Here is a 25,750-nt window from a genome sequence, read left to right as displayed (position 1 = left end):
CGAAAGAAGCCCATGTTCCGACGCCGCATTTCCCTGATCGCCGCCGGCATCGCCGGCATCAGCCTCACAGCCACTGCAGCTTTCGCTGCGCCCGCCGTATTCAAGGACCTCACGGATCCGAAGCCACGCACCACGGTCTCCAACCTGCCCGCCGGCCAGGACAACCCGATGATCGCCAACGGCGTGGCCATCGGAGCGAATACGCCCATTTACAAGACCAGCGGGCTGGGGCCGTCAGCCCTCAACGTCACTGCCCCTGCCGGCAGTGAACAGCGCTATGTGGACACCGGAGTCTTCCCCGGCGGGGCCCTCCCTGCGGGTGTCACCATCACCGAAGCGCAGGGCATCAATGCCCTCCGCAGGATCGGCGAAAACCTTGCCCAGGCGGGTTTGAATTACGACGACGTCATCAGCATGCGCGTCTTCCTTCAGAACCCCGCCGGTGCCGAAAAGGCCGACTTTGACGGCTGGAACCGTGCATACCGGCAGTACTTTGCGAACACCAGCCTCGCGGACGGTTCCGCAATCAAGGTGCCGCTGGGGTCAGCCGCTCCGGCCGACCCGTTTGTGCCCAACCCTGCCCGGCCTTCCCGGTTCGCCCTCGAGATCGAGAACCTCCCCGTCAACGGCTGGCTCGTGGAGGTGGAGGTGGACGCCGCATATCCAGCTTCTGGAGGCAAATAGCGGAAAAACAAGAAGGCGTGGAGCGCTGCCCCTGGGGGCAGCGCTCCACGCCTTCTTTAATTCCGATGCTTATACGAGCCCTGGGGAGCTTGTCAGGATGTAGTCGGCGGCCGCAGGGCCCTTCATCCTCAGGCCGTTGAAACCCGGGGTAATCCGGTGTTTCATCGCTGCCCAGAAAACGGACTCCTGGCCGGGCGCCTGCTGGTTGACGTAGCACCAGCTGGTATATAGGCCGTAAAGACGGTCATCGTTGAGGGTGTGGTCCGAGGCTTGGTCGAGGTGGGTGGCTTCCTGGAGAAATGTATCGAACTGCGAATGTGCCATGACGGCGTCCCTTCGCTAAGTGCGTTTGTACCGCCGTTCGGCTACAGCAGCGAAATACTCAATGCCCTGCACGGGGCCACCGAGCGTGATCGAATCCTTAGGAATCGATGATGTAAGGCGGCGCTAACACCTCGTCTACACTGTAGACTTTAGCCGTAGACTACAAATACAGCAAGCGTCCCGAATTGCCTTCAGGCATCACTTGCTGACGGCTCCAGAACGGTAAAACACATGTCCTCCCGGAAGACCCCAGGCACCGAAGACCGCGGCCGGAAGGCCCGGCTCAGCCGCGAGCTGGTGCTGGCCAAAGCCCTCGAACTGGTGGACGCTGAGGGCCTGGACGCGCTGACGATGCGCCGGTTGGGCCAGGAGCTGGGCCGTGACCCCATGAGCCTCTACCGTTATGCGGAGAACCGGGCTGCATTGCTTGACGGAGTGTCCGAGCTGGTCCTCAACCAGCTCACCATCCATCCCGAGGACCCGGACTGGAAAAAGCAGCTCCGGGGCATCGCACACAACCTGCGGCTGCTCGCGCTCAAACACCCCAATGTGGTGCCGCTGCTGGTGACCAGGCCGCTCTCCACACCGCTGGGCCTGCGTCCGCTGGGCACCTTGCGGCCACTCGAGCAGATCCTTTCCCTGCTGATCGGGGCAGGGTTCAACCCCGCCGGTGCACTGCATGTCTACCGCGCCTACTACGGCTTCCTCTACGGCCACATCCTGAACGAACTGCAGGAATATGTGGTCGATCCGGAAGAAAACGAAGCACTGCTGCGGCTCGGCCTGCACCGGCTGCCGGCCAAGGAATTCCCCCGGCTGAGGGCGCTGGCTCCGGACCTTTCCGACTACGACGGCGCGACAGAGCTTGACCAGGGACTGACCATCCTGCTAACCGGACTTGAAGCGCAGCTCTCAAAGCACCCGGCCGCTACACCCGCCTAGTTCGAGTATTCCCCCGACGGGACTTAGCAGAGGCGCTCCGCCCGCCTCGTCACTGAATACCGGCGAACAGCTCGTTCAGTTCGGCCGTCAGCTCCTTCTGCGCCGACGGTGTGCCGATCTCCTTGCCGTCGATCCGGTTCACCGGCGCGAGCATGCGGACGCTCGAAATCAACCAGACGGCGTCGGCGTCCAGCAGATCCTGCGGCTCCAGCGGGCCGTAGCCCAATTCCCAGCCAGCAGCCTTGGCTGCAGCAAACAACGCACCCTGGGACGTCCCGGGAAGGATGCCGCTGTCCAGCTGCGGTGTGATGAGGCGCTTGACAGAAGCGCCGCCGTCGGACGTCTCCACGTGTGCCATCAGCACGGTCGACGTGGGGCCCTCCAGGACCCGGCCATCAGAGGAGATGAAGATGACGTCGTCGGCGCCCTGCCTGTTGGCGTGCCGCAGGGCGGCCATGTTAATGGCGTAGGAGAGCGTCTTCGCGCCCAGCAGCAGCCAGGGGGCGCGCTCGGCAACGTCGCTGTCGTAGCCCCGGTCAAGGAGGATCACGTCGATGCCGGCCTCGCGCTGGCGGCGCCCGGCTGCCCCGACAGGGGAAACCTGGACCCAGGAGGTGGGGGCTGGGGCGCCCTCCGCGCCGCGGGTCACCACCAGCTTCACCACCAGCTCGTCGGCTCCGGATCCAGGAAGATGCCGGCTGCGGTGTTCGGACAGGGCTGTTGCGATGGCGCGGCGCCACTCCTCCCCACTGGGAATGGCGAGGTCCAGCGCCTCGGCGGACCCCGCCAGGCGGTCCAAATGGGCCTGGATTTTTCGCACGCTTCCGTCCACCGCCAGCATGGTCTCGAAGATCCCGTCGCCCCGCGTGGCGCCCTGGTCCGTCACCAGCAACTGCGGCTTGGATGCATCGGCCAACCGGCCATCCGGGAAAGCGGGATCAAGGAACACGAGAACCACAGAAGCTGGAGAGGTCATGGCTCCAGCTTAGTGCGGCGTCCCGCGGATAAGCTGGGCAAAGTGCCCCGGCCGGAAACCGTCCGCCGGGAGCCCATCCTCCGGGGGTTTATTCAGTGTTGTGGCCATTTTCGCTTGCCGGTTCCGCACCGACTTGGATCGTGGTGCTGCTGGCTGTCGCCGACTTGGTGATCAGGGTGCTGGCCGTGGGCATCATCCCTGGCAACCGCCGGCCCACCACGGCCATGGCCTGGCTGCTGGGCATCTTCTTTGTCCCGTTCGTGGGCATCATCCTTTTCCTGCTGTTTGGCAACTTCAGGCTGTCCAGCCGCCGCCGTGAGCAGCAGCAGCAAGTCAACGAACGGGTGCGCGCCGGAATTTCATCGCTCGCTGACGTGGAGAGCGACTACCCCGGGCCCGAATGGGTGAGGTCCGCGGCGGAGTTGAACCGGCGGCTGGGCTCGCTGCCCATGGTGGACGGCAATTCCGTGGACCTCATCCCGGGCTACCCGGATTCGATCCTGCACATGACGCAGGCGGTGCGGAAGGCGAAGAGGTTCGTCAACGCCGAGTTCTACATCATGAGCACGGACCACATCACCAACGACCTCCTGACCGCCCTTGAAGAAGCGGCCGAACGCGGCGTGGAAGTCCGGGTGCTCTTTGACCACATCGGCACTCTCCGCGTGAAGGGCTACCACAAGCTCCTGAAAAGGCTCAGGGCCAGCAAGATCCAGTGGAAGCGGATGCTCCCGCTCCTGCCCATACACGGCCAGTGGCGCCGACCCGACCTGCGGAACCACCGCAAGATCATGGTTATCGACGGCGAAATCGCTTTCACCGGCTCCCAGAACCTGATCGAGCCTTCCTACAACAACCCGAGGCACCGCAAGGCAGGCCGGGAGTGGGTGGAGCTCATGGCACGCCTCCACGGACCGATCGTCACCACCCTGAACGTCGTCTTCGCCACCGACTGGCTGAGCGAAACCGACGAGTCCCTGGAACACCAGCTGCAGCTCCCGGCGAACCCGCACCCCGGCAATGTCACCGCGCAGGTGGTTCCCAGCGGCCCGGGGTTCATCACCGAAAACAACCTGCGGCTCTTCAACACCCTCATCTACTCGGCCCAGCACCGGATCTCCATCTGCAGCCCGTACTTCGTCCCGGACGATTCTCTGCTCTATGCCATCACCACCGCCGCACAGCGGGGAGTGGATGTAGAGCTGTTCGTTTCCGAGAAGGGGGACCAGTTCCTGGTCCATCACGCGCAGCGTTCCTACTACGAGGCCCTGCTTGAGGCCGGCGTCCGGATTTTCCTGTACAAAGCCCCGTTTGTGCTCCACGCCAAGCACTTCACCATCGACGACGAAGTGGCGGTCCTCGGATCCAGCAACATGGACATGCGCTCCTTTTCGCTGAACCTCGAGGTGTCGGTGATGCTGCTGGGGGCGGACATTGTCACCAAGATGCGCGCCGTGGAAGACACCTACCGGGACATCTCCCATGAGCTCAAGCTGGCGGACTGGCTCCGCCGACCGCTGGCGGCACGGTATGTGGACAACGTGGCGAGGTTGACGGCAACTGTCCAGTAGCGGCGTTCAGGAGCCGTTCAGGCGCCCGGGAACTCCGCGCCCAGCGTCGAGAGGACGCCGAAGGCCTTGGTCCTGATTTCCTCGTACTCCTCGTCCGCGTCCGAGTCGGCAGTAATGGCACCGCCGACGCCGAGCGACAGTTCCGCCGTTCCGTCGCCTTCCCCGCGGATCACCAGCGTTCGGATGGCGACGGCGAGGTCCGTCGCGCCATTCAGCGAAAAGTAGCCGACGGCGCCGGAGTACAGCCCGCGCCCTTCGACTTCCAGCCGGTCCAGGATGGCCATGGTACTGATCTTTGGCGCACCGGTCATGGAGCCGGCAGGGAAACAGGCTGCCACCGCCTCGGCCCGCGACGATCCGCGCCGCAGCTGCGCGTCGATGGTGCTGACCATCTGGTGGACAGTGGCGTAGCTTTCGATGGCACAGAGCCGGCCCACTGTTACGGAACCGGGGATCGCAAAATGGCTGAGGTCGTTCCGCAGCAGGTCAACGATCATAATGTTTTCTGCGCGGTCCTTCAGGGACGTTTCGAGGTCCGAGCGCAGCCGGGCATCTTCAGCGGGATCGGAGCCCCGGCGCCGGGTTCCCTTGATGGGTTCCGCGCGCATGCCGCCGTCGGACGCTACCTTCAGGAAGCGCTCGGGCGAGGTGCTGGCCACCGTGAGGCTGCCGAACCGAAGAAAGCTGGCAAAGGGGGCGGGGTTTTTGCGGCGCAGGGCCAGGTATGTTTCCCACGGGTCCAGCTCAGCGGCGGGGACCCTGGCTGTGAGTGACGTGGTCAGGCACACCTCGTAGGTGTTTCCTTCGGCGATTTCGTGCTGCGCCGCGGCGATTTTCGCCTTGTAAGCGTCGCTGGTGTCGCGGCTCCTGAACACGGACCCAACGGATGGTACGACGCCGTTGCTGCCGCCCGCTGGGGCTGGCAACGCCGGCGGAGCAGCGGGATGGGAGGCAGCTTCGGCGGCTGCCCGGGCGTCGCTGAGCCACTGATCCACGTCGGGAACGTCCAGGGCCAGGAGCCAGGCAGTGCCTGCGGCATGGTCAAGGACCACTGCCCTGCCGGCGAAGATCAAGGCGGCATCCGGGGTGGGGGCGGAAAGGTCGGCTCCGCCGGTTTCCCGCTTGAGTTCGTACCCAAGGCATCCCAGCCAGCCAAGGGTGAATTCGCCGGGGTAGCCATCCGGGGTGCCCACAGCTGGGCCGCCCCATACCGTGTCCAGCCAGCGGAAGAAAGGGCCTTCCACCGTTGCTGTGGCGCAGCCTGCGCTGATCAGGCTTTCGCCGGAGCGGTGCGTCACCGACTGGCCGGACAGGCCGCCGTCGTCCGCCATGATGCTGAAGCGGCTGCGCTCGGCAGCTGCGGACCCGGGCTCGTGCCCCCATGTCCCGGCTGCAGGAACCGCGTTGGACGAGTCCAGCCAGACGGCGTTGGGTGAGCCGCCGTAGAGCGCGTTGAACAGCATGGCCGCATCCGGGCGCAGCTCCAGGCGATCCGCGCGCAGGCTCAGGCCGCGGCGGGCGGACAGTTCAGGGGAGAGGGCAGTGGCCAGCGCGGGGAGGTACGGCAGGAGCCGGAGCACGTCGGCAGCGGCTGTGCCGTCGGCGCGGTTCAGGACGCGCACGTCAGCGTGGCGCGGGACGTCGTCGGCGCTCAGCCACTCCTCTTCCTGTGCCGCCCATTGGTCCCAGTACGGTTCGTAGGTTCCGCCGTCGCGGTCCAGGGCGCGGGTCCGGCGTGCCGCCTCCGGCGAGTCCGCCCAAATAATGGCGTCGAGGAGGGGGCGTGCTGCGGCGGCAGCCGAGCCTACGCCCTCGACGATGACAATCTCGGCCGGCAGCGTAACGCGGGCGTCGCCGTCGTAATGTTTCTCCCAGTCCCAGCTGGTCCACGTTGCCGCCTCACCATGGTTCAGGGGTTCGAGGACGGTGGCGACGTAGCGCTCAACGCCGGCCATCAGTCCATTCCAGCCGGGGTAGATGTCCTCGAGGTGGAACAGCGAGACCCTGTGGTGGACGCGCAGCCGTGCTGCCAGTTCAACGGCGAGCGTTGTTTTCCCTGCGCCCGAGCGTCCGTCAATTGCAATGATGACGGGGGCTGGGCTCATGGGTTAGAGCGTACCTTTATCCCTGCAGGGCTTTCATCTGCGCAGGAGCTGGGCATCCTTGATGACGGCACCTTTGATGTAGTTCACGAGCCCGGGCAGTGCGGCGCGAATCTGGTGCCATACGGCGTCGAAATCGGACTGCCCGCCGTACCAGGGATCCTCGATGCCCTGGTCCAGCAGGTCTTTTTCCGCCAGCAGGGGATCAAAGCTGCGCAGCATGCGGATCTTGTCCCGTGACTCCTGGTCCGGAGCCGATTGGCTCAGCCAGGCGTAGTGGTCAATGTCCAGCGCGAGGACCAGGTCGCGTTCCCGGAACCATGCGGGCTGCCACTCCCGGGCTAAGTGCTTATCGGAGAGGAGCTGCGTTGCCGACAGCCGGCGGGCGGCACGCGGATCTATGGGCCGGCCCGCCTCGTAGCCGGTGGTGCCCGCGGAGTCCACCATTACCACGCTGTCCAGCCCCTCGCGTTCCAGCGCCGCGGCAAGCATCAGCTCGGCCATGGGGGAACGGCAGATATTTCCGGTGCAGACAGCGATGACGCGGTATGGGCTCGACATTGAGTTCATATAGTAAGCATGCGTGCTAATGGGCCTTGTTGGCTAGCGGGAGTTTCATAAAAATTGACTCGCCTGTAAAGAAGCTTTGCTTCTTCGTCACATCTCGTTCCCGCTTGGCGCTCGCGGGCAGCGGCCGCGGAGGTCAGTGGAGAAGGGCCAGCAGGATGCCCACGGCGACAAAGAGAACACCGAATGCGCGGTTGAGGATCAGCTGCCCGCGGGCGCTGTGCGTGAACCGCTCGAAGGACCGCGCTGCGGCCGCAAAAAAGAACCACATCACCAGGATGTCGATGGCCACGACCGTTGCGGTAAGTACTGCGTACTGGGCCAGGAGGGGTTGTTCCGGGCGGATGAACTGCGGCATAAAAGCCAGGAAGAAGACGATCGCCTTCGGGTTCAGCAGGTTCACCCAAAGCCCGCGGCGGAAGATGGACCAGGCGGGCTCGTTCCGGAGGCCCGCAATTTTCTCCTGCTCGAGATCCGGCTTGCTCAGGAACTGCCTGATTCCCAGATAGACCAGATATGCAGCGCCGGCATAGCGGATGACGTTGAAGGCCACAGGCGAGCTGGCCACCAGCACCCCGACGCCAAGGGCCACGATCACCACGTGGATTACCAGGGCTGCCTGCTGGCCGAGGATGCCCCAGATGGAGCGGCGGAAGCCGGCGTTCAGGGAGTTGCTCATGGTGTTGATGGCTCCGGCGCCGGGAGTGAAGCTGATCAGGGCGCCGGCACCAGCCAAGGCGAGCCAAAGGGAGAATTGCACCAGTCAAGTTTAGGGCCGTCCTCACCAGAGGGTGGCCACGGGTTCGAAAGCCTGAAGGTCTTCATCCGCCGTGACGAGCGTAAGCCCCTCCACCATCGCCTGCGCAGTGAGCATGCGGTCAAAGGGATCCTTGTGGTCCCAGTCCAGTTGCCCTGCCGCCAAAGTATGTGGCGAGGAAACGGCCAGCTCGGAAGCGTAGAGATGGGCTACCTGTCGTCCAAAGCTCGCAACAATTGCAGCGCCGGACGGCAACTTCCCCTGGCGGTGCTTGTACGACAGTTCGTATGCCGTCACCGGCGAAACGTATATCTGGTTTTCCAGCTTGGTGATGGAGCTCCTGGCTTTACTGGAGAGCCGCTTCGGTTCGGCAACTGCCCAGAGGAAAACATGGGTATCCAGTAGGAGCCGCATCACTCGGCGGCACCCATTTCCTCATCACTCCAGGGCTCGTAAAACTCATCAGGAATGTGAAGTGGGCCCAGGAAGCCCAGTTCCCGCTTGTGGGGACGCTCGATTTTGACCAGCCTGGCAACCGGTCTGCCGGCCTTGGCGATGACCACGTCTTCGCCATTTTCCACCTGGTTCAACAGCTCGGACAAGCGCGTCTTTGCTTCCTGGACGTTGTACTGTCCCATGTTGACCAAGTCTAGTTGGTCAACCTCCACTGTGTAAGGTTCGGCCCAGTATTCATTTTCGCCGTAGTAGGTCATGGGCCGACGATATTCCCGAGGCGACAGGCAATGGCAGCCTCAGCATGGCTATGTGGAAATCGGCAGGCTCTGAAGGGGTAGGCAGGGGCTCTATGCCCGGGCGATGACCTCGCCGTTGGGGATCAGGAACCAGCCGTCGTCGGTGGATCCCCAGCGGTGCCAGCCGGCGGAAATCCTGGAAAGGTCCGCAGGGTTGGCGAAGCCGTATTCCAGCGCCTGCTCGGCGAAAGCGGAGTGCAGCACCCGTTCGCCCCAGACCCGGGCCTGCCAGCGCCGCTGCTGCCCAGTGGCGTAAAGCCAGTTGCTGCTGGTGGGCGCGACGTCGGTGAAGCCCGCGGACTGGGCCCAGCTGACAAGCCGCCGCCCGGCGTCGGGCTCTGCTCCGTTGCGCCGTGCAATGCGTTGGTACAACTCCATCCACTCGTCCAGTTCGGGGATGGCGGGGTACCAGCTCATGCCGTGGAAGTCGGCATCGCGTACGGCTACGATCCCGCCGGGCTTTGCGACGCGGCGCATCTCCCGCAGTGCCTCCACGGGATCGGTCAGGTGCTGCAGCACCTGGTGGGCATGCACGACGTCGAACGATTCGTCCTCAAAGTCGAGGTCGTAGATGTTCCCGGCCGCAAACTCGACGTTGGCTACCCCGCGCTCAACGGCGAGGGCCTTTGCCTGGGCAATGATGTCCGGCGATCGATCCAGCCCGGTGACCTTTCCGGCGTTTACCAGAACGGCGAAATCGCAAGTGATGCTGCCCGGGCCGCAGCCGACGTCGAGCACCTCGGCGCCGGGCGTGAGGTGCGGCAGGACAAACGCCGCGGAATTCTCGGCCGTCCTGGCGGCATGGGCGCGGACCACCGACTCATGATGGCCGTGCGTGTAAACGTCGTCTTCAGGCTGCTGCGCACTCATAACCAAACGCTACCCCCAACTGGGTGGCTCCAGGTGTCGTTTAGGCCGGCAAAACGACACCTGGCGCGACCTACTTTGGGGTGGTGGGGGAGCTGGGTGCGCTGGACGATTCTTCCCGTGCGGCCACCGTGGCTTCCACCATGGCCGTCATGAAACGGGTGACTGTTTCCAAGTCCTCCTGGCTGAAGTTCGCCATTGCGCTGCCCATCCGGCGCGAAAGGGGGGCGAAGATGGCGCCGCCGTCCTGGAATGCCTTGGGCGTCATCCGAAGGTGGACCTGCCGGCGGTCCGCGCTGTCACGTTCGCGCACGACATGTCCGGACCTGTCCAGCCTGTCAATCAGCGCCGTGGTGGCAGGCGAGCTGAGGTTCAACTCCTTGCGGAGAAGCCCGGGCGTGACGGTGCCGCCGTTCGCGGTGTGGCGCATGATGACTGCCAGCGCATTCAGGTCCGTCCTGTGCATGTCCTTATGCCCGCCTGCGGTGTCCACGTAGCGGTTGGCCTCCAATGTGAATTCCTGAAGGAGCCGAACCAGCGGGTGTGGCCGCGCACCCATTGGAGGACCAGTGGCAGCGTCTGTCGTATCGCCTGCCATGTCCACCTCCAAAAATTTTATTTCCGTGCGGGCGGGTTTCCCGCCCGGGCGGCAACAGCCGCAAACCGTACTGACGGATATTACTTCAGCGAGGCAAGCCCCTTCTTATCGGGCGTTGGCGAAGAAAAGCTAGCCATCCTCTTATCTCTATGATGGAGATACTCTAGGATGGAGTTAATCCTACTCCCGTCGCCCATCGGAAGGCATCATGAACTCCCACTCCCACGCCAAGGAACGCGTCCCGTTCTGGCTGCGCTGGCTGCTGCCCGTAATCCTGGTACTGACCTGGCTGGCCCTCGCCGGGGCCGGCGGGCCCACCTTCGGACGGTTGGAGGAAGTCTCCTCCAACGACCAGGCATCCTTCCTGCCCGCCAGCGCGGAGGCCACCGCCGCGCAGGGCTGGCAGGCAAAGTTCCGGGACTCCGATGAGGTTCCCGGCGTCATAGTCCTGGAAAGCGATGAGACCCTGACTCCTGCGCAGCTGGGCGAGGTGGTAGGCCTGCGGACGGAGCTTGAGCGCCTGGAGCTGGGCAGCGCAGTCATCGGTCCCATCGCGTCTGAGGACGGCAAGGCGGTCCAGTACATCGCTCCCATTGATTCTTCAGCCGGGATCAAGGAGGCCGTCCAGGAGTTGAGGGACTCCGTGGCCGAGGCAGCACCCGAAGGCACGCGCACCTTCGTAACGGGACCTGCGGGGCTGGCGGCTGACCTGACCGCAGCTTTCGCCGGCATCGACGGCATCCTCTTGCTGGTGGCGCTGGCCGCGGTGTTCGTGATCCTCCTGATTGTCTACCGTTCACTGCTGCTGCCCATCGTGGTGCTGCTGACCTCTGTTTTCGCGCTGTGCGCGGCCATTCTGCTGGTCTTTGGCATGGCCAAGGCCGGCTGGATCCAGCTCAACGGCCAAAGCCAGGGCATCCTCTCCATCCTGGTAATCGGAGCCGCCACGGACTACGCCTTGCTGTATGTAGCAAGGTTCCGCGAAGCCCTCACCCACACCGCCAACCGCACCGCTGCCACGCTGACCGCCTGGAAAGCTTCCTTCGAGCCCATCCTGGCCTCCGGCGCCACCGTGATCATCGCGCTGCTGTGCCTGCTCTTCTCGGACCTGAACTCGAACAAAGCCCTGGGTCCTGTGGCCGCTGCAGGCATCCTCTGTTCGCTGTTTGCGGCCCTGACCCTGCTTCCCGCGCTGATGGCACTCCTGGGCCGCGCGGCATTCTGGCCCTTCCGCCCGAAGCTCGCGCAGGCGGATGAGCAGGAGCTGGAGATCGTGACCGGGCTGGAAGGCCAGAAAGGGTTGTGGCAGGCCACCGGCTCACTGGTTTCGCGGCGCCCCCGTATTGTCTGGGTTGCCTCGGTACTGCTTCTGTTGGCGGGTTCCGCCGGGGTTCTGCAGCTCAAGGCCAATGGCGTCCCGCAGACGGACGTCATCCTCAGCGCGTCCAATGCCGTGGACGGCCAGGACGCCCTGGCACGCCATTTCGACGCCGGCAGCGGCAGCCCCGCCGTCGTGGTTGCGGATCAGGGCAAGGCGCAGGAGGTGCTGGACACCGTGAAGGCGGCCGACGGCGTGGGCGAGGCTTATCTGTTGGCGCAGGGTTCGGTGCCCATCACCGGAGTCCCCGGTGCTCCCAGTGCCCCTGACGTCCGTGAAGGAAAGGTCCTGATCAACGCCACCCTGAACTTCGCTGCGGATTCACTCGAGGCCGAGGACGCCGTAAAGGCCCTCCGGGCGGAGGTCAAGGCCGTGGACGCGGGCGCGTTAGTGGGCGGCGTGACGGCCACGGCCCTGGACACCAACACCACTGCCCAGCGGGACCTGGTGATCATCATTCCGGTTGTGCTGGTGGTCATCCTTTTCATCCTGATGCTGCTGCTCCGCTCCGTCCTCGCGCCGGTCCTGCTGGTGCTCTCGGTGGTGCTCTCTTACGCGGCCGCCATGGGTGTCTCGGCGTTGGTGTTCAACAACCTCCTTGGCTTCCCGGGGGCAGATGCCACGGTTCCGTTGTTCGGTTTTGTGTTCCTGGTGGCGCTCGGCGTGGACTACAACATCTTCCTGATGAGCCGGGTCCGCGAGGAATCCCTTAAGCACGGCACCCGGCCCGGCATCCTCCGGGGACTCAGCGTCACCGGCGGTGTGATTACCTCGGCCGGCGTGGTGCTGGCAGCGACCTTTGCCGCACTGGGTGTCATTCCCATCATGTTCCTGGTGCAACTGGCGTTCATCGTCGCCTTCGGGGTGCTGCTGGATACCGTCCTGGTGCGCTCGCTGCTGGTGCCGGCCCTGGCTTACGACATCGGTCCGCGGATCTGGTGGCCGGGCAGGCCTGGCCGCCCGGAACTGGACCCGGCCGTGCGGCGGCGCGAGGCCGGCGGGAGCGTCGAGACCGACCTGGAAGGAGCCGGCCGCCGGTAGGTCCGGGGCCCCGGGCATGGCTGGCCCGGCCCCCGCGCTGGAATGGCCCTGTTGACGGAAACGCGTGCTGGATAGACTGCACATGCGCCCGCATGGACGCGGAACTCAAAGGAGAGATGCACCATGACCGAGAACCAGGAAACCTTTGGTGAGGAGCCCCGCAAGGGAAGCACTGCCCCGGGACTGGAAGGTGAGGGCGGGCAGTACGTGGACGGCGACTACGGTGATGCCGGCACCGTCGGGGAACCCGCAGGGAACCTCGAAGACGGGGAATATGAGGATGGCGACTACGGCTCTGCCGGCACCGCCGGAACGGCACACGAAACCGACAGTATCCGCGAGAGGCTTACCGACGGGCAGGTCAACACCACGGCGGAGGAGCGGGGACCCCTTCACGGCGACCGGGACAGCGACAGGTAGCACCCCCAGGGCAGGCAAGTCCGGCGGCGGCGTTCTCCAGCAGCGAAACGGAGAGCCGCCGCCGTCGGCTTTAAAGCCCTTCATTCCGTGGAAACCTGGGGCCTCTCCGGGCGGCCGGACCGCAAAGTTGAGCGGGCTGCGCTCAACTTTGGATTGACATCGTTGGCGCCCTGAGTAAAGTTGAGTGCAGAACGCTCAATTGTCTGGGCGCCCGCAGTTTCCAAGGAAAGAAGGAAGCAACACATGTCACGTGCAGTAGGTATCGACCTCGGAACCACCAACTCCGTCGTCTCCGTTCTCGAAGGTGGCGAGCCCACCGTTATTGCCAACGCCGAGGGTGGCCGCACCACGCCGTCGGTCGTTGCATTCTCCAAGTCCGGCGAGGTCCTGGTTGGCGAGATCGCCAAGCGCCAGGCCGTCAACAACATCGACCGCACCATTGCGTCCGTGAAGCGCCACATGGGCACGCACTGGACCGTCGCCATCGACGACAAGAAGTACACCCCGCAGGAAATCTCCGCTCGTACGCTCATGAAGCTGAAGAACGACGCCGAGTCCTACCTGGGTGAAAAGGTCACCGACGCCGTGATCACCGTTCCGGCGTACTTCAACGACGCCGAGCGCCAGGCCACCAAGGAAGCCGGCGAGATCGCAGGCCTGAACGTCCTGCGCATCGTCAACGAGCCCACCGCGGCTGCACTGGCCTACGGCCTGGACAAGGGCAAGGAAGACGAACTCATCCTGGTCTTCGACCTCGGCGGCGGAACCTTCGACGTCTCCCTGCTGGAAGTCGGCAAGGACGAAGACAACTTCTCCACCATCCAGGTCCGCGCCACCGCCGGTGACAACCGCCTGGGCGGCGACGACTGGGACCAGCGTGTTGTTGACTACCTGCTGAACCAGCTCAAGGTCAAGGGCATCGACCTCTCCAAGGACAAGATTGCCCTCCAGCGCCTCCGCGAAGCAGCCGAGCAGGCAAAGAAGGAACTCTCCTCCTCCACCAGCACCAACGTCTCCCTCCAGTACCTGTCCGTCACCCCCGACGGCCCGGTCCACCTGGACGAGCAGCTGACCCGCGCCAAGTTCCAGGACCTCACCAAGGACCTGCTGGAGCGCACCAAGAAGCCGTTCCACGATGTGATCAAGGAAGCCGGCATCAAGCTCTCCGACATCAACCACATCGTCCTCGTCGGCGGCTCCACCCGCATGCCCGCCGTTTCCGAGCTGGTCAAGGAACTCGCCGGCGGCAAGGAGCCGAACAAGGGCGTAAACCCGGATGAGGTTGTGGCCGTTGGCGCAGCCCTCCAGGCCGGCGTGCTCAAGGGTGAGCGCAAGGACGTCCTCCTGATCGACGTCACCCCGCTGTCCCTCGGCATCGAAACCAAGGGCGGCGTGATGACGCACCTGATCGAGCGCAACACCGCCATCCCCACCAAGCGGTCCGAGACCTTCACCACTGCTGACGACAACCAGCCCTCCGTGGCCATCCAGGTCTTCCAGGGCGAGCGTGAGTTCACCCGCGACAACAAGCCGCTGGGCACCTTCGAGCTGACCGGCATCGCACCGGCTCCGCGCGGGGTCCCGCAGGTTGAGGTCACCTTCGACATCGACGCCAACGGCATCGTCCACGTTTCCGCAAAGGACAAGGGCACCGGCAAGGAACAGTCCATGACCATCACGGGTGGTTCCAGCCTCTCCAAGGAAGACATCGACCGCATGGTCAAGGATGCCGAGGAGCACGCAGCAGAGGACAAGGCCCGCCGCGAGGCAACCGACACCCGCAACACCGCCGAGCAGCTCGCCTACTCCGTGGACAAGCTCATTGCCGACAACGCAGACAAGCTGCCTGAAGAGGTCAAGACCGAGGTCCAGGCCGACGTCGACGACCTCAAGAAGGCGCTCGAAGGCACGGACGACGCCGCGGTGAAGGCCGCCTTCGAGAAGCTGCAGGCTTCCCAGGGCAAGCTGGGCGAGGCCATCTACTCCCAGGCCGGTTCCCCCAACGGCGCAACCGGTGCCGCGGGTGCTGAAGGCGGAGCTCCTGCCGGCGACAAGGCTGCTGACGAAGACATCGTCGACGCCGAGATCATCGACGAAGACGAAGCGAAGAAGTAGCCATGCCGCACCACGGTAACGAGGAAGAGCACAACACGTCACCCCGTGAAGGGCACCTCCAGGAGCAGCAGGGCAACGGCCACCAGGAGCCGGTCATCCGGGACAACCGCAAGGTTGACCCGGTGACCGGGGAGGCCCGGCACCCCGAGAGCGGCGAGTCCGCCCCGGCTGCCGGTTCCGAGGCATCGGATTCCGACGGCGACGCGCTGGCCCAGGCCGAGGAAATCCTCAACGGCATCGAGGTGCCGGCCGAGGAATCCGTGGCCCAGGGTGCCCCGGCGGGGTCCACCTCCGCTGAGGCCGCCGAGCTGAAGAACGACCTCCTCCGCCTGCAGGCCGAGTACGTCAACTACCGCAAGCGCGTTGAACGCGACCGCGCCGTCGCAGGGGAGATGGCCGTCATCGGCGTCCTGAACTCCCTGCTTCCGGTGCTGGACGACGTCGACGCCGCCCGGCAGCACGGCGACCTCGCCGATGGACCCTTTGCCGCGATCGCCACCAAGCTGGAGAACGCGCTGAAGACCTATGGCCTGGCACGCATCGATGAGACCGGCGTAGAGTTCGATCCCACGATCCACGAGGCCCTCATCCAGCAGCCCGGCGAGGACATCGAAGTTGACACCGTCAGCCAGGTCCTCCGCTCCGGCTACAAGTCAGGCGAACGCGTCCTTCGCGCAGCTCAAGTGATTGTTGCTGTTCCGGCTTAGCATCACCCCAATTGAGATGGCAGTTCGTGGCGATGATTCGACAGATCATTGCCGCGAACTGCCATCTCGGCACTGAGATTTGAAAGGAAACGCCATTGGCTAGCCAGGATTGGGTGGACAAGGACTTTTACGCGATCCTTGGTATCGCCAAGGACGCTTCCGACGCCGATATCAAGAAGGCTTACCGGAAGCTCGCACGGCAGCACCACCCTGATACCAACTCGGGGAACACTGCGTCCGAGAAGAAGTTCAAGGACATCTCCGAGGCTTACTCTGTACTTTCCGACCCCGAAGAGCGGCAGCAGTATGACGCCATTCGGGCCATGGGCGGCGGGGCCCGCTTCGCTCCCGGCGGCGCCGGTGCGGGCAACGGCGGATTCGAGGACATGTTCGGCGGCCTGTTCACCGGCAACACCGGGCGCCACTCCGGCGGGTTCAACCCGGCGGCCGGCGGCATCCCGCCCGAATTCGCGGACCTGTTCGGCGGCGGCTTCGGGCAGTCGGGTTTCCAGCGCACCCCGCAGAAAGGCGCCGACCGTTCTGCCTCCACGAGTATTTCCTTCTCGGGTTCCATCCGCGGCACCACCATCGGGTTGCGGGAACCCAGCGGTGAGGTCATCGACGTCCGCGTGCCCGCCGGCATCAAGGACGGCCAGAAGGTCCGCGTGCGCGGCAAGGGCCAGCCGGGCCCGGCCGGCAACGGCGACCTGGTGGTCTCCGTGTCGGTCAAGCCGCACGAGTTTTACACGCGCGACGGCGACAACCTCCGCGTGCACGTCCCGGTCACCTTCCCCGAAGCTGCTTTGGGCGCCGACATCGAAGTGCCCACCATCGACGGCGAAAAGGTGCGGGTCCGCGTGCCGGCCGGTACGCCGTCGGGCCGTACACTCCGGGTGAAGGGCAAAGGCGTGAAGACGTCCAAGGGTACCGGCGACCTTCTGGTGACCATCGACGTCGCCGTCCCCAAGAACCTGAACAAGGAAGCCGAAGCCGCGGTCAAGGCATTTGCCGACGCCACTGCCGGAGCCGACGTCCGAGAGGGCCTGGCCGCCAAGGCCCGGCTTTAGCAGCAGGTGAGCCGTGGACATCAACTCAGACCAGCCGATCTTTGTGATCTCGGTGGCGGCTGAACTGGCGGACATGCACCCCCAGACCCTGCGGCAGTACGACCGGATGGGCATCGTCTCGCCGAGCCGCGCGCCCGGCAAGTCCCGCCGCTACTCGCAGCGTGACATCAACATGCTGCGGGAGGTGCAGCGGCTGTCCCAGGAAGGGGTCTCGCTTGAGGGGATCAAGCGCATTCTGGAGCTCGAGAACCAGGTGGCGGCCCTGCAGCGCCGGGTTTCGGAGCTGGCTGATGAACTGAGCCGCCGGCCGCAGCCTTTCGATTCACGCATTTTCGCTGCCGGTGCCGCGGGCGACGTGGTGAGCCTGGCCCGCGGCCAGCGCCCCCGTCCCCGCTCGCAGGCCGTGGTGCTCTGGCGTCCACGCGCCATCGGGCAATAAGCGCTCCTGCGGACCGGCGCATGAGCGCCCTTCCCGTGCCCGATCTGCGCCCACAACCTCCAGTCAGACTGGGACCGCGACGCCATAGGCGGAATGTGTCCGGCCGGCAGCCGAAAGTTACGTGAAGGCACGTTTCCCGCAGGTTAATTCTCAGCCCCCGGCTTTCCAGCGGTTTTTTCCGCTCGTCCTTTATTGCACCTCGACTCCAGGCCAGCCCGGCAACAGTCCCGAAACTGTCTCGAAACCAACCTCGCAAGCCCCGAAACAATTGGCTCCTACATTCATCCAAGAGGTCACTTCCCAGGACCTCGGAGGCGGAGCCACTGCCAGCGCAGCGGCTGAGTGAGAAGCAGGTATACATGAGGGTTTCGGTCAACAAACGCGCTTTCCTTCCCCTGGCGGCGGCCGCGGTGGCCACAGTCCTGGCAGGCTGTGGCAGCCAGATTGCCGATCCGACGTCCGGAGGTTCCACCGCCAGCACCGGCACCTCCTGTGTGGACACGGCGGGCAACAGCATCAAAGTGGGCTTCATAAACTCGCTGTCGGGCACCATGGCCATCAGCGAGAGCACCGTCTTCGACTCCCTGACCCTGGCCGCGGAGGAAATTAATGCCTCCGGCGGTGTGCTGGGCAAGCAGCTCCAGGTGGTCAGCGAGGACGGTGCCAGCGAACCGACCAAGTTTGCCGAGCGCGCCGGAAAACTGATCCAACAGGATTGCACTGCCGCAGTGTTCGGCGGCTGGACCTCATCAAGCCGCAAGGCCATGCTCCCCGTGTTCGAAGCCAACGATGCACTGCTGTTCTATCCGGTGCAGTATGAAGGCCTGGAGTCCTCGAAGAACATCTTCTACACCGGCGCCACTACCAACCAGCAGATTATTCCAGCCCTGGATTACCTGGCTGAGCAGGGAACCAAGTCCCTTTTCCTGGTCGGCAGCGATTACGTCTTCCCGCGGACGGCCAACAAGATCATCCAGGCCTACGCCGCGGCCAAGGGCATTGAAATCCTTGGCGAAGAATACACGCCGCTCGGCTCCACCGAATTTTCCACCATTGTCAACAAAGTCCGGGACTCCAAGGCCGATGCGGTCTTCAACACCCTCAACGGCGACAGCAATGTGGCCTTCTTCCGGCAGTACAAAAGCGTTGGCCTGACAGCGGACAGCATGCCCGTTGTCTCGGTTTCCATCGCCGAGGAGGAGGTTCCCGGCGTCGGCCTGGACAATGTGGAAGGACAGCTGACCGCCTGGGATTACTACCAGACCCTGGATACCCCGGCCAATAAGAAGTTTGTCGCGGCCTTCAAGGCCAAGTTCGGCGCGGAGCGGGTAACGAGCGACCCCATGGAGGCTGCCTACACCTCGCTGTACCTCTGGAAAGCCATGGTGGAGAAGGCCGGGTCATTCGACGTGGACAAGGTGCAGGCCGCAGCGGACGGGGTGACCTTCGAAGCGCCCGAAGGCCTGGTAACCGTTGACGGGAAAAACAACCACATCACCAAGACTCCCCGGATCGGGAAGATCAATTCGGAGGGCCTCATCGACACCGTCTGGTCCTCGCCCAAGGCAGTTGAACCGGATCCGTTCCTGGCCACCTATGACTGGGCCAAGGACCTGGCCAAGTAGCAGCTGCGGACACATCGAAGAAAGGCCTGCTGGAATGGAACTCCTGATAGGGCAGATGTTCGCCGGGCTCAGCCTCGGTTCCGTGCTGCTCCTTGCGGCACTCGGATTGTCGTTGACTTTCGGCCAGATGGGGGTCATCAATATGGCCCACGGCGAGTTCATGATGGCCGGGGCCTACACGGCATTCGTGGTCCAGCAGGCCATCTCCGATGCCGGCGTTTCACTGCTGGTTTCCATTCCCGCGGGCTTCCTGGTGGGAGGCGTCCTGGGGCTGGTGCTCGAGGCGGTGCTCTTGCGCCGCATGTACCACCGGCCCCTTGACACGCTTCTGGTTACCTTCGGGGTGGCGCTCATCCTCCAGCAGGCCGCACGGGACATTTTTGGCGCACCCAGCGTGGATGTCCGTGCGCCGTCGTGGCTGCAGGGGAACATCGAGTTGTTCGGCGCTCCCATCCCGCTGACGCGGCTCTTCATCCTGGGGCTCTCGCTGCTGTGCCTTGCCGGCCTGGTCCTCCTCCTGAAGGGCACGCCGCTCGGGCGCCGTATCCGGGCTGTTGTCCTGAACCGCGACCTCGCGGAAACCAGCGGCGTCTCAACCAGGCGCAGCGACCAGCTGACGTTCTTCATCGGTTCCGGCCTGGCCGGTGTAGCCGGTGTGGCCGTCACCCTCATAGGTTCGACCAGCCCCTACCTCGGTACCAACTACATCGTGGATGCTTTCCTGGTGGTGGTGGCCGGCGGCATTGGCCAGATCAAGGGGGCAGTTATCGCCGCGTTTGCCCTTGGCGTTCTGCAGTCCGTCTTCGAGTACTCGACGACGGCCAGCATCGGCAAGGTCCTGATCCTGATAGTGATCGTGGTGTTCCTTCAGCTCCGGCCGCAGGGCATCTTCAGCCTCAAGACGAGGAGCCTGGCATGAGTGTCCCGTTGCGGGGACGATTGGGTACCGCGGCCGGGTTCACTCTTGGTGCGGTCCTGCTCCTGGGTGTTGCCCCCGCCATTCTTCCAGCGTTCAGCCTGGGACTGCTGGGAAAGTTCCTTTGCTTCGCGATCGTAGCAGTCGGCATCGGCCTGGCCTGGGGACGCGGCGGCATGCTGACCCTCGGGCAGGGCGTGTTCTTCGGGCTTGGCGCGTACATCATGGCCATGCACATGAAGCTTGCCGACGCGTCGCTTTTCGGGGGCTCGGGCGTGCCGGACTTCATGTCCCTTTACGGCAGCGGTGAAGTGCCCGGCTGGTGGGAGCCATTCCGAAGCCCCGCTGTTACGCTGCTGGCGGTGGTGCTGATACCGGGACTCGTGGCACTTGTCCTGGGTTTGGCGGTCTTCAAGCGCCGCGTGAAAGGTGCCTACTTCGCAATCCTTAGCCAGGCGCTGGCTGCTGCCTTCGCGGTGTTCCTGATCGGCCAGCAGGCCACCACCGGCGGCTCGAACGGGCTGAGCGGGTTCCGGTCATTCTTCGGTTTTGACCTGCAGGACCCGAACAACAAGGTGATGTTGTACGTAATTGCAGCGTCGGTCCTCCTGCTGTCCATAGCCCTTGCCCGTCAGCTGATGCACAGCCGGCTCGGCGAGCTGCTGGTCGCGGTCCGGGACCAGGAGGAGCGCGTCCGCTTCCTGGGCTACGATCCAGCAACCATCAAAACTGTCATATACGTGGTTGCCGCTGTCCTGGCAGGCATTGCAGGTGCGCTGTTCGTCCCGCTCGTCGGAATCATCTCACCGGCAGACGTAGGCGTGATCCCGTCCATCGCCTTCCTCATCGGCGTTGCAATTGGCGGCCGTGCCACGCTTCTGGGGCCCGTGCTCGGCGCTGTCAGCGTCGCTGCCGCCCAGTCCAGCCTGTCCTCCACCTTTCCCTCCTTTTGGGTGTACTTCCAGGGCCTGTTGTTTGTCCTGGTGATCGGGTTCATGCCGGGTGGGCTGGCCTCCTTGCCGGCGTTGGTGGGCAGGCGGCGCAGAACCAGTGCCCCGGCATCAGAGCCGGCCGTGCCAGCTACCCCAGCGTCCCTGGCAACATCACCGGAAGCCGAAGAAGAAGCCACCATGCCTGAGGAGGCCCGCAGATGACCACGCCCACCCTGCTCCCTGACGGCGAACCGAGGGCCGGAGGACTCCGTCATGGCCGGCCAAAATACCTTGAAGTCCGCGACCTGTCCGTCTCCTTTGACGGATTCCTTGCCGTGGACAAGGTCAATCTCGACGTAATCCAGGGCGACCTGCGGTTCCTGATCGGACCCAACGGCGCCGGGAAGACCACCGTGATCGATGCGATCACGGGCCTGGTGCCGGCCACCGGGTCGGTGAACCACACCGGCACCGAGATCCTCGGACGCAAAGTGCACCAGATCGCCTGTTTGGGAGTGGGGCGTACGTTCCAGACTGCCAGCGTGTTTGAGAATCTTTCCGTACTCCAGAACCTCGACATTGCCGCCGGTTCCGGCCGCGGCCCCCTTCGAATGCTCCGGCGCCGCAAGACGGTGGATGCGGCGGTGGAAGAGGCCCTCGAAATCATCAAGCTGGAAAGCGCGGCGGACAAAAAGGCGGGAATCCTCGCCCACGGACAAAAGCAATGGCTGGAGATCGGCATGCTGCTCGTCCAGAATTCGGATGTCCTCCTGCTGGACGAGCCAATCGCGGGTATGAGCCAGGACGAGCGAGGGGAAACGGGGGAGCTGCTGCGCCGGATAGCTGCAAGCCGCATCACGCTGGTAATTGAACATGACATGGATTTCGTGCGGGAGTTCGCAACTTCAGTCACCGTGCTTGCGGCGGGCAAAGTCCTCAGCGAGGGCAGCGTGGCGCAGGTGCAGGCAGACCAAAAGGTGCAGGACGTGTACCTGGGGTCCTCGGGAGTGGAGGCAGCTGATGCTTGACATTGAAAATTTGCAGACCGGTTACGGCCGTACCCAGGTGATCTCCAGCGTCAGCGTGACCGTCCCGGACGGAGCCGTTGTCTCTGTCCTGGGGCACAACGGCGCCGGAAAGACTACGCTGCTGCGCGCCGTCGTCGGGCTGCTCAAACCCACCGCGGGGCGCATCAGCCTTGACGGGGAGGACATCTCGGCCCTCAGGCCCCACCGGCGGGTGGACCGCGGGATGGCATATGTACCTCAGGGACAGCAGTCATTCGGGCAGCTGTCCGTCCTGGAGAACCTGCAACTCGTGGCGGACGGGCGCAGGAACGGCGCAGAACGCGTGGCGGAAGCCCTGGATATGTTCCCGGCGCTCCGGCCGTTGCTGGCCCGGCGGGCCGGGCTGCTCTCGGGCGGTCAGCGGCAGCAATTGGCCATCGCCCGGGCACTCATCACTGACCCCCGCCTGCTGATCCTGGATGAACCCACCGAGGGCATCCAGCCGAACATCGTGGCAGAAATAGAAGCAACCATCATCGAGTTGTCGCAGCGCAACGGTATGAGCATCCTCCTGGTGGAGCAGCACATCGGCTTTGCCCTGCAGGCCGCGGACAGCTACTACGTTCTGTCGGCGGGAAGGGTCTCATCCTCGGGCGCCGGCGGCGCCGGTTCGGCGGCTGACGTCCGGAAGGCGATGCTCATCTGAGGAATGAGCAAGCGCGGTAGTTGGGACATTTTGGCCAAAATTAGAGTACCCACTACTCGTGACCGTACCGCCCCCGGAAACTTGAATGGAACCACTGCTGGATCAACAGCAGTGGTTCCACGTTTTCTGGGGGTTTACATGTTTGGTGCTCTAGTCAAGGTTTGGCCGTGAGCCCGGGGATGGAGGCCGTTGCCTCTTTCAGCGGCTCGCTTCCGGGCCAGATGCTGCTGGCGACCGGACAGGCCATAGTGGTGGTGTGCGTCTGCTTCGACATGGTGCGGGCTCTGTCCGTGCCGCGGTCGCACCGGCGGTATGTAGCCAGCACTGTTTTCCGGACCCTGGCCATTCCGTCCGTCATTGCCAACGCCCTGACGGTCCTCATTGCTTTGGTGCTGGCATCCTGGATCGATGTGGTGATGGGAATGTTTGTGCTGAGCGCCATCATCTTCCGGCTGCACCACGACAAGGACGAGGACAACTGGTGGAAGGGCAAAGGCAAGAAACTTGCCCGTTGGGCCCGCCGCCAGTTCGCCGGCCGGACCGCCGCCCCTGCCATGGGGTAACCCTGTCCTTTAGTAGCTGGCGGGTGTCCCGCCGGGCTCAACCACCGGGGCTTTGGGGACGAACTGCGCAGCCAGGGCTTCTGAGCCGCGGGCCAGGAGCGCGACGTCGGCGCCCACGAGGATGAAGTCGGCGCCGTTACCCAGGTAGTGGCGGGCGGTGTCGGGGTTGAACGCGTTGACGCCGGCCGGTTTGCCGGCCTTTTTGGCGGCGGCGAGGCAGTGTTCGACGGCGGCGCGCACCTCGGGGTGTTCCTGCTGGCCAAGCAGGCCCATGGACGCCGCGAGGTCGGAAGGGCCCAGGAAGATGGCGTCCACGCCGTCGACCTTCGAGATGTCCGCGACGGCGTCCACGGCCGCCGTCGATTCAATTTGAACCGTGACGCTGATGGTCTCCCCGGCGCGGGTGAGGTAGTCCGGGACCCGGTTCCAGCGGGCGGCGCGGGCCAGGGCGGAACCCACCCCGCGGACGCCCTCTGGCGGGTACCGCGTGGCGGCAACCGCGACTTCCGCTTCTGCGACGGAGTTGACCATGGGGATGAGCAGGTTCTGCACGCCGAGGTCCAGGTACTGCTTGATGAGCACAGTGTCATTGACCGGTGGCCGCACCAGCGTGTGGACCGGGTAGCCGGAGACGGCCTGGAGCTGGGCGAGGATGGACTCGAGGCCGTTGGGGCTGTGCTCGGCATCCACTAAGAGCCAGTCCAGGCCGGACCCCGCGCACAACTCAGCAATCAGGGGACTGCCGGAGCACACCCACATCCCGGCCAGCGGGCGGCTGCTGGCGGCCAGGGCATCGCGGAAGGTGTCGTCTATTCGAAGCGGCATGTCACACTCCCGAGCGGTCCGTAGTCGGCGTGGACGGTGTCGCCCTTATAGACCCAGAGCGGGCGGGTGAAGGACCCGGCGAGGATGATGTCGCCGGCCTTCAGCGAATCGCCGTGGGCGGCGATCTTGTTCGCGAGCCAGTGCACGCCGTTGGCGGGGTGGTCCAGGACCCCGGCAGCGACGCCGGTTTCCTCTACGGTCTGGTTCTTGTAGAGGATGGCTGAGACCCAGCGCAGGTCGACGGCGTCCGGCTTGACCGGGCGGCCGCCGATCACCATGGCGCCCATGGCGGCATTGTCGGAGATGGTGTCCACGATGGTCCGGCCCTCCATCTCGATCCGGGAATCGAGGATCTCCAGGGCCGGGACCACGTAGTCAGTGGCTTTGAGGACATCGAAGATGGTGCAGCCCGGGCCCTTCAGCCCGTCCTTCAGCACAAAGGCCAGTTCCACCTCCACCCGGGGGTGGGTGTACTGGTCCCACTCCACCGAACACCCCGTCTCCAGCACCATGTCATCGAAGATCGCGCCGTAGTCCGGTTCGGTGATGCCCGTGGCATCCTGCATGGCCTTGGACGTGAGGCCGATCTTCCGGCCCACCAGGGTCCGGCCGGCTTCCTCATTCCGGCGCCGCCACAGCTGCTGCACCGCGTAGGAGTCCTCCACCGTCATGTGCGGGTAGCGGGCCGTCAGGCGGGGGACCGGTTTCCGGTTCCGGCCAGCCTCGAGCAGTTCATCGGCTATTGCCTCAATCGTCTTGGCATCCAGCATGGCTACAGCTGCGCCCCGAGCTTGAAACCCTCGGTGTCCGCGCCTTCTTTGCGGGTGTAGGAGAAGCCGTCGGCTCCCACCGTGACGGCCATTTCGCTCTTTTCTTCCCGGACGATGACGGGCTGGGGGTTGCCGCCCAGGTCCAGCACCAGTGAGGCTTCGGTGTACCAGGAGGGGACGACGGGGTTGCCCCACCAGTCGCGGCGCTGGTTGTCGTGGACGTCCCAGGTGATGGTGGGGTTGTCGGGGTCGCCGGTGTAGTAGTCCTGGGTGTAGATCTCGATGCGGTGGCCGTCGGGGTCCAGGATGTAGAGGTAGAACGCGTTGGATACGCCGTGCCGGCCGGGGCCGCGTTCGATCCGGTCGCTGATGCGCAGGGCGCCCATCTTGTCGCAGATCTGGATGATGTTGTGCTTCTCGTGCGTGGCGAACGCGATGTGGTGCATGCGCGGGCCGTTGCCGCCGGTCAGCGCGGTGTCGTGCACTGTCTGCTTGCGGTGCATCCATGCGGCGTACGTGACGCCGTCGGAATCCTTGATGTCCTCCGAGACGCGGAAGCCCAGGTCCTCCAGGTAGGCACGGCCGCGGGGTACGTCCGGGGTGACCTGGTTGAAGTGGTCCAGGCGGACCAGTTCACCGGCGGAGTAGAGGTCGTAGCGCTGGGTGAGGCGCTCCACGTGCTGCACGTCGTAGAAGAACTCGTACGGGAAGCCCAGCGGGTCCTCGACGCGGACGGAGTCGCCCACGCCCTTGGTAAAGCCGCCGATGCGGCGCTCGGTGCGGCAGCCCAGTTCCTTGTAGTAGGCCTCGGCGGCATCCACCTCGGCGGGGGATTTCACCCGGTAGGCGAAGGCTGCCACGGCGGCGATCGGTCCCTTGCGCAGCACCAGGTTGTGGTGGATGAACTCCTCCAGGGAGCGCAGGTAGATCGTGTTCTCGTCTTCCTCGGTGACGTGCAGGCCCAGGACGTCCACGTAGAACTCGCGCGACTTGGCGAGGTCCGTGACCACGATCTCCATGTATGCGCAGCGGACAATGTCCGGTGCCGGGACGGTGGGAGTGGGAACAAAGTTGGTCATGGTGTGCTCTCTTCTTTGAA

General features: G+C 64.6%; 27 protein-coding genes. 15 read left to right on the top strand and 12 right to left on the bottom strand.

Annotated features, from left to right (window positions below; all coding sequences use genetic code 11):
- Positions 1-12 precede the first annotated feature (12 nt).
- Entirely contained in the window at positions 13-684 is a 672-nt protein-coding gene (locus tag M1E07_RS18905) for a Rid family hydrolase (RefSeq protein ID WP_461188153.1), read from the top strand.
- A 69-nt stretch (positions 685-753) separates the two neighbouring features.
- On the opposite strand, the gene M1E07_RS18900 is transcribed toward M1E07_RS18905, so the two are convergent.
- Positions 754-1,008 (bottom strand): hypothetical protein, encoded by a 255-nt coding sequence (locus tag M1E07_RS18900; protein ID WP_461188152.1) that lies wholly within the window; start codon positions 1,006-1,008, stop codon positions 754-756.
- 231 nt (positions 1,009-1,239) lie between these two features.
- Here M1E07_RS18900 and M1E07_RS18895 point away from each other — a divergent pair, with 231 nt between their 5' ends.
- Positions 1,240-1,950, top strand: a complete 711-nt coding sequence (locus M1E07_RS18895) for a TetR/AcrR family transcriptional regulator C-terminal domain-containing protein (protein WP_461188151.1) — start codon at positions 1,240-1,242, stop codon at positions 1,948-1,950.
- 49 nt (positions 1,951-1,999) lie between these two features.
- On the opposite strand, the gene M1E07_RS18890 is transcribed toward M1E07_RS18895, so the two are convergent.
- The gene (locus tag M1E07_RS18890; RefSeq protein ID WP_461188150.1) at positions 2,000-2,926 is read right to left on the bottom strand and encodes an aminodeoxychorismate lyase; all 927 of its coding nucleotides are present in this window, start codon (positions 2,924-2,926) and stop codon (positions 2,000-2,002) included.
- Positions 2,927-3,024: 98 nt separating this feature from the next.
- On the opposite strand from M1E07_RS18890, the gene cls reads away from it, so the two are divergent.
- Positions 3,025-4,497, top strand: a complete 1,473-nt coding sequence (cls, locus tag M1E07_RS18885; protein WP_461190441.1) for a cardiolipin synthase — start codon at positions 3,025-3,027, stop codon at positions 4,495-4,497.
- Between the two features lie 17 nt (positions 4,498-4,514).
- On the opposite strand, the gene pabB is transcribed toward cls, so the two are convergent.
- The 7 genes from pabB to M1E07_RS18850 form a co-directional block, all read right to left on the bottom strand.
- Positions 4,515-6,602, bottom strand: a complete 2,088-nt coding sequence (pabB, locus tag M1E07_RS18880; protein ID WP_461188149.1) for an aminodeoxychorismate synthase component I — start codon at positions 6,600-6,602, stop codon at positions 4,515-4,517.
- A gap of 33 nt (positions 6,603-6,635) precedes the next feature.
- Entirely contained in the window at positions 6,636-7,169 is a 534-nt protein-coding gene (locus M1E07_RS18875) for a low molecular weight protein-tyrosine-phosphatase (protein ID WP_461188148.1), read from the bottom strand.
- A 133-nt stretch (positions 7,170-7,302) separates the two neighbouring features.
- Positions 7,303-7,926, bottom strand: a complete 624-nt coding sequence (locus M1E07_RS18870; protein ID WP_461188147.1) for a LysE family transporter — start codon at positions 7,924-7,926, stop codon at positions 7,303-7,305.
- A gap of 21 nt (positions 7,927-7,947) precedes the next feature.
- Complete coding sequence (locus M1E07_RS18865; protein WP_461190440.1) at positions 7,948-8,337, bottom strand: type II toxin-antitoxin system VapC family toxin; 390 nt, start codon at positions 8,335-8,337, stop codon at positions 7,948-7,950.
- On the bottom strand, positions 8,337-8,636 hold the full coding sequence (locus M1E07_RS18860; protein ID WP_461188146.1) for a type II toxin-antitoxin system Phd/YefM family antitoxin: 300 nt from the start codon (positions 8,634-8,636) through the stop codon (positions 8,337-8,339). Before M1E07_RS18860 ends, M1E07_RS18865 begins: the two co-directional genes overlap by 1 nt.
- A gap of 90 nt (positions 8,637-8,726) precedes the next feature.
- Positions 8,727-9,545, bottom strand: a complete 819-nt coding sequence (locus M1E07_RS18855) for a methyltransferase domain-containing protein (RefSeq protein WP_461188145.1) — start codon at positions 9,543-9,545, stop codon at positions 8,727-8,729.
- Between the two features lie 70 nt (positions 9,546-9,615).
- Complete coding sequence (locus M1E07_RS18850; RefSeq protein WP_461188144.1) at positions 9,616-10,140, bottom strand: MarR family winged helix-turn-helix transcriptional regulator; 525 nt, start codon at positions 10,138-10,140, stop codon at positions 9,616-9,618.
- A 208-nt stretch (positions 10,141-10,348) separates the two neighbouring features.
- Between M1E07_RS18850 and M1E07_RS18845 the strand changes: the two genes are divergently transcribed.
- The 12 genes from M1E07_RS18845 to M1E07_RS18790 all read left to right on the top strand — a co-directional run bounded on the left by M1E07_RS18845 (position 10,349) and on the right by M1E07_RS18790 (position 23,056).
- On the top strand, positions 10,349-12,559 hold the full coding sequence (locus M1E07_RS18845; protein ID WP_461188143.1) for an MMPL family transporter: 2,211 nt from the start codon (positions 10,349-10,351) through the stop codon (positions 12,557-12,559).
- Between the two features lie 123 nt (positions 12,560-12,682).
- A complete protein-coding gene (locus tag M1E07_RS18840) occupies positions 12,683-12,979 on the top strand; it encodes a hypothetical protein (RefSeq protein ID WP_461188142.1) in 297 nt (98 codons plus the stop codon).
- 243 nt (positions 12,980-13,222) lie between these two features.
- Positions 13,223-15,094 carry a molecular chaperone DnaK gene (gene dnaK, locus M1E07_RS18835; RefSeq protein ID WP_461188141.1) on the top strand — a complete coding sequence of 624 codons (1,872 nt, stop codon included), beginning with the start codon at positions 13,223-13,225 and terminating at the stop codon, positions 15,092-15,094.
- A gap of 2 nt (positions 15,095-15,096) precedes the next feature.
- Positions 15,097-15,801, top strand: a complete 705-nt coding sequence (locus M1E07_RS18830) for a nucleotide exchange factor GrpE (protein WP_461188140.1) — start codon at positions 15,097-15,099, stop codon at positions 15,799-15,801.
- 95 nt (positions 15,802-15,896) lie between these two features.
- On the top strand, positions 15,897-16,868 hold the full coding sequence (locus M1E07_RS18825; RefSeq protein ID WP_461188139.1) for a DnaJ C-terminal domain-containing protein: 972 nt from the start codon (positions 15,897-15,899) through the stop codon (positions 16,866-16,868).
- A gap of 13 nt (positions 16,869-16,881) precedes the next feature.
- On the top strand, positions 16,882-17,307 hold the full coding sequence (locus M1E07_RS18820; protein WP_461188138.1) for a heat shock protein transcriptional repressor HspR: 426 nt from the start codon (positions 16,882-16,884) through the stop codon (positions 17,305-17,307).
- A gap of 359 nt (positions 17,308-17,666) precedes the next feature.
- Positions 17,667-18,932, top strand: coding sequence for an urea ABC transporter substrate-binding protein (urtA, locus tag M1E07_RS18815; RefSeq protein ID WP_461188137.1), 1,266 nt, complete (start codon positions 17,667-17,669; stop codon positions 18,930-18,932).
- Between the two features lie 34 nt (positions 18,933-18,966).
- The gene (urtB, locus tag M1E07_RS18810; protein ID WP_461188136.1) at positions 18,967-19,851 is read left to right on the top strand and encodes an urea ABC transporter permease subunit UrtB; all 885 of its coding nucleotides are present in this window, start codon (positions 18,967-18,969) and stop codon (positions 19,849-19,851) included.
- Positions 19,848-21,002 carry an urea ABC transporter permease subunit UrtC gene (gene urtC, locus M1E07_RS18805; protein WP_461188135.1) on the top strand — a complete coding sequence of 385 codons (1,155 nt, stop codon included), beginning with the start codon at positions 19,848-19,850 and terminating at the stop codon, positions 21,000-21,002. Before urtB ends, urtC begins: the two co-directional genes overlap by 4 nt.
- Positions 20,999-21,808, top strand: coding sequence for an urea ABC transporter ATP-binding protein UrtD (gene urtD / locus M1E07_RS18800; protein WP_461188134.1), 810 nt, complete (start codon positions 20,999-21,001; stop codon positions 21,806-21,808). Before urtC ends, urtD begins: the two co-directional genes overlap by 4 nt.
- Entirely contained in the window at positions 21,801-22,493 is a 693-nt protein-coding gene (urtE, locus tag M1E07_RS18795; RefSeq protein WP_461188133.1) for an urea ABC transporter ATP-binding subunit UrtE, read from the top strand. The genes urtD and urtE overlap by 8 nt, the downstream gene beginning before the upstream one ends.
- A 179-nt stretch (positions 22,494-22,672) precedes the next feature.
- Positions 22,673-23,056: a hypothetical protein gene (locus tag M1E07_RS18790; RefSeq protein WP_461190439.1), complete on the top strand. Its 384-nt coding sequence runs from the start codon at positions 22,673-22,675 to the stop codon at positions 23,054-23,056.
- 9 nt (positions 23,057-23,065) lie between these two features.
- Here M1E07_RS18790 and M1E07_RS18785 read toward each other — a convergent pair whose 3' ends face one another.
- From M1E07_RS18785 to hpaD, 3 genes are read right to left on the bottom strand one after another with little or no spacing between them, the layout of a single operon-like run.
- On the bottom strand, positions 23,066-23,881 hold the full coding sequence (locus M1E07_RS18785) for an aldolase/citrate lyase family protein (protein WP_461188132.1): 816 nt from the start codon (positions 23,879-23,881) through the stop codon (positions 23,066-23,068).
- A complete protein-coding gene (gene hpaH, locus M1E07_RS18780; RefSeq protein ID WP_461188131.1) occupies positions 23,866-24,651 on the bottom strand; it encodes a 2-oxo-hept-4-ene-1,7-dioate hydratase in 786 nt (261 codons plus the stop codon). The genes M1E07_RS18785 and hpaH overlap by 16 nt, the downstream gene beginning before the upstream one ends.
- A 2-nt stretch (positions 24,652-24,653) precedes the next feature.
- Positions 24,654-25,730 carry a 3,4-dihydroxyphenylacetate 2,3-dioxygenase gene (gene hpaD, locus M1E07_RS18775; RefSeq protein WP_461188130.1) on the bottom strand — a complete coding sequence of 359 codons (1,077 nt, stop codon included), beginning with the start codon at positions 25,728-25,730 and terminating at the stop codon, positions 24,654-24,656.
- Between the last annotated feature and the right edge of the window lie 20 nt (positions 25,731-25,750).

The sequence above is a fragment of the Arthrobacter sp. Z4-13 genome (assembly GCF_054792705.1).
This window is presented reverse-complemented; position numbering and strand designations above follow the sequence as displayed.

Coding starts and splice junctions, on each gene's coding strand:
- M1E07_RS18905 (WP_461188153.1), top strand. CDS start 13: ATGTTCCGACGCCGCATTTCCCTGATCGCCGCCGGCATCGCCGGCATC.
- M1E07_RS18900 (WP_461188152.1), bottom strand. CDS start 1,008: ATGGCACATTCGCAGTTCGATACATTTCTCCAGGAAGCCACCCACCTC.
- M1E07_RS18895 (WP_461188151.1), top strand. CDS start 1,240: ATGTCCTCCCGGAAGACCCCAGGCACCGAAGACCGCGGCCGGAAGGCC.
- M1E07_RS18890 (WP_461188150.1), bottom strand. CDS start 2,926: ATGACCTCTCCAGCTTCTGTGGTTCTCGTGTTCCTTGATCCCGCTTTC.
- pabB (WP_461188149.1), bottom strand. CDS start 6,602: ATGAGCCCAGCCCCCGTCATCATTGCAATTGACGGACGCTCGGGCGCA.
- M1E07_RS18875 (WP_461188148.1), bottom strand. CDS start 7,169: ATGAACTCAATGTCGAGCCCATACCGCGTCATCGCTGTCTGCACCGGA.
- M1E07_RS18865 (WP_461190440.1), bottom strand. CDS start 8,337: ATGCGGCTCCTACTGGATACCCATGTTTTCCTCTGGGCAGTTGCCGAA.
- M1E07_RS18860 (WP_461188146.1), bottom strand. CDS start 8,636: ATGACCTACTACGGCGAAAATGAATACTGGGCCGAACCTTACACAGTG.
- M1E07_RS18855 (WP_461188145.1), bottom strand. CDS start 9,545: ATGAGTGCGCAGCAGCCTGAAGACGACGTTTACACGCACGGCCATCAT.
- M1E07_RS18850 (WP_461188144.1), bottom strand. CDS start 10,140: ATGGCAGGCGATACGACAGACGCTGCCACTGGTCCTCCAATGGGTGCG.
- M1E07_RS18845 (WP_461188143.1), top strand. CDS start 10,349: ATGAACTCCCACTCCCACGCCAAGGAACGCGTCCCGTTCTGGCTGCGC.
- M1E07_RS18840 (WP_461188142.1), top strand. CDS start 12,683: ATGACCGAGAACCAGGAAACCTTTGGTGAGGAGCCCCGCAAGGGAAGC.
- dnaK (WP_461188141.1), top strand. CDS start 13,223: ATGTCACGTGCAGTAGGTATCGACCTCGGAACCACCAACTCCGTCGTC.
- M1E07_RS18830 (WP_461188140.1), top strand. CDS start 15,097: ATGCCGCACCACGGTAACGAGGAAGAGCACAACACGTCACCCCGTGAA.
- urtA (WP_461188137.1), top strand. CDS start 17,667: ATGAGGGTTTCGGTCAACAAACGCGCTTTCCTTCCCCTGGCGGCGGCC.
- urtB (WP_461188136.1), top strand. CDS start 18,967: ATGGAACTCCTGATAGGGCAGATGTTCGCCGGGCTCAGCCTCGGTTCC.
- urtC (WP_461188135.1), top strand. CDS start 19,848: ATGAGTGTCCCGTTGCGGGGACGATTGGGTACCGCGGCCGGGTTCACT.
- urtD (WP_461188134.1), top strand. CDS start 20,999: ATGACCACGCCCACCCTGCTCCCTGACGGCGAACCGAGGGCCGGAGGA.
- urtE (WP_461188133.1), top strand. CDS start 21,801: ATGCTTGACATTGAAAATTTGCAGACCGGTTACGGCCGTACCCAGGTG.
- M1E07_RS18790 (WP_461190439.1), top strand. CDS start 22,673: ATGGAGGCCGTTGCCTCTTTCAGCGGCTCGCTTCCGGGCCAGATGCTG.
- M1E07_RS18785 (WP_461188132.1), bottom strand. CDS start 23,881: ATGCCGCTTCGAATAGACGACACCTTCCGCGATGCCCTGGCCGCCAGC.
- hpaH (WP_461188131.1), bottom strand. CDS start 24,651: ATGCTGGATGCCAAGACGATTGAGGCAATAGCCGATGAACTGCTCGAG.
- hpaD (WP_461188130.1), bottom strand. CDS start 25,730: ATGACCAACTTTGTTCCCACTCCCACCGTCCCGGCACCGGACATTGTC.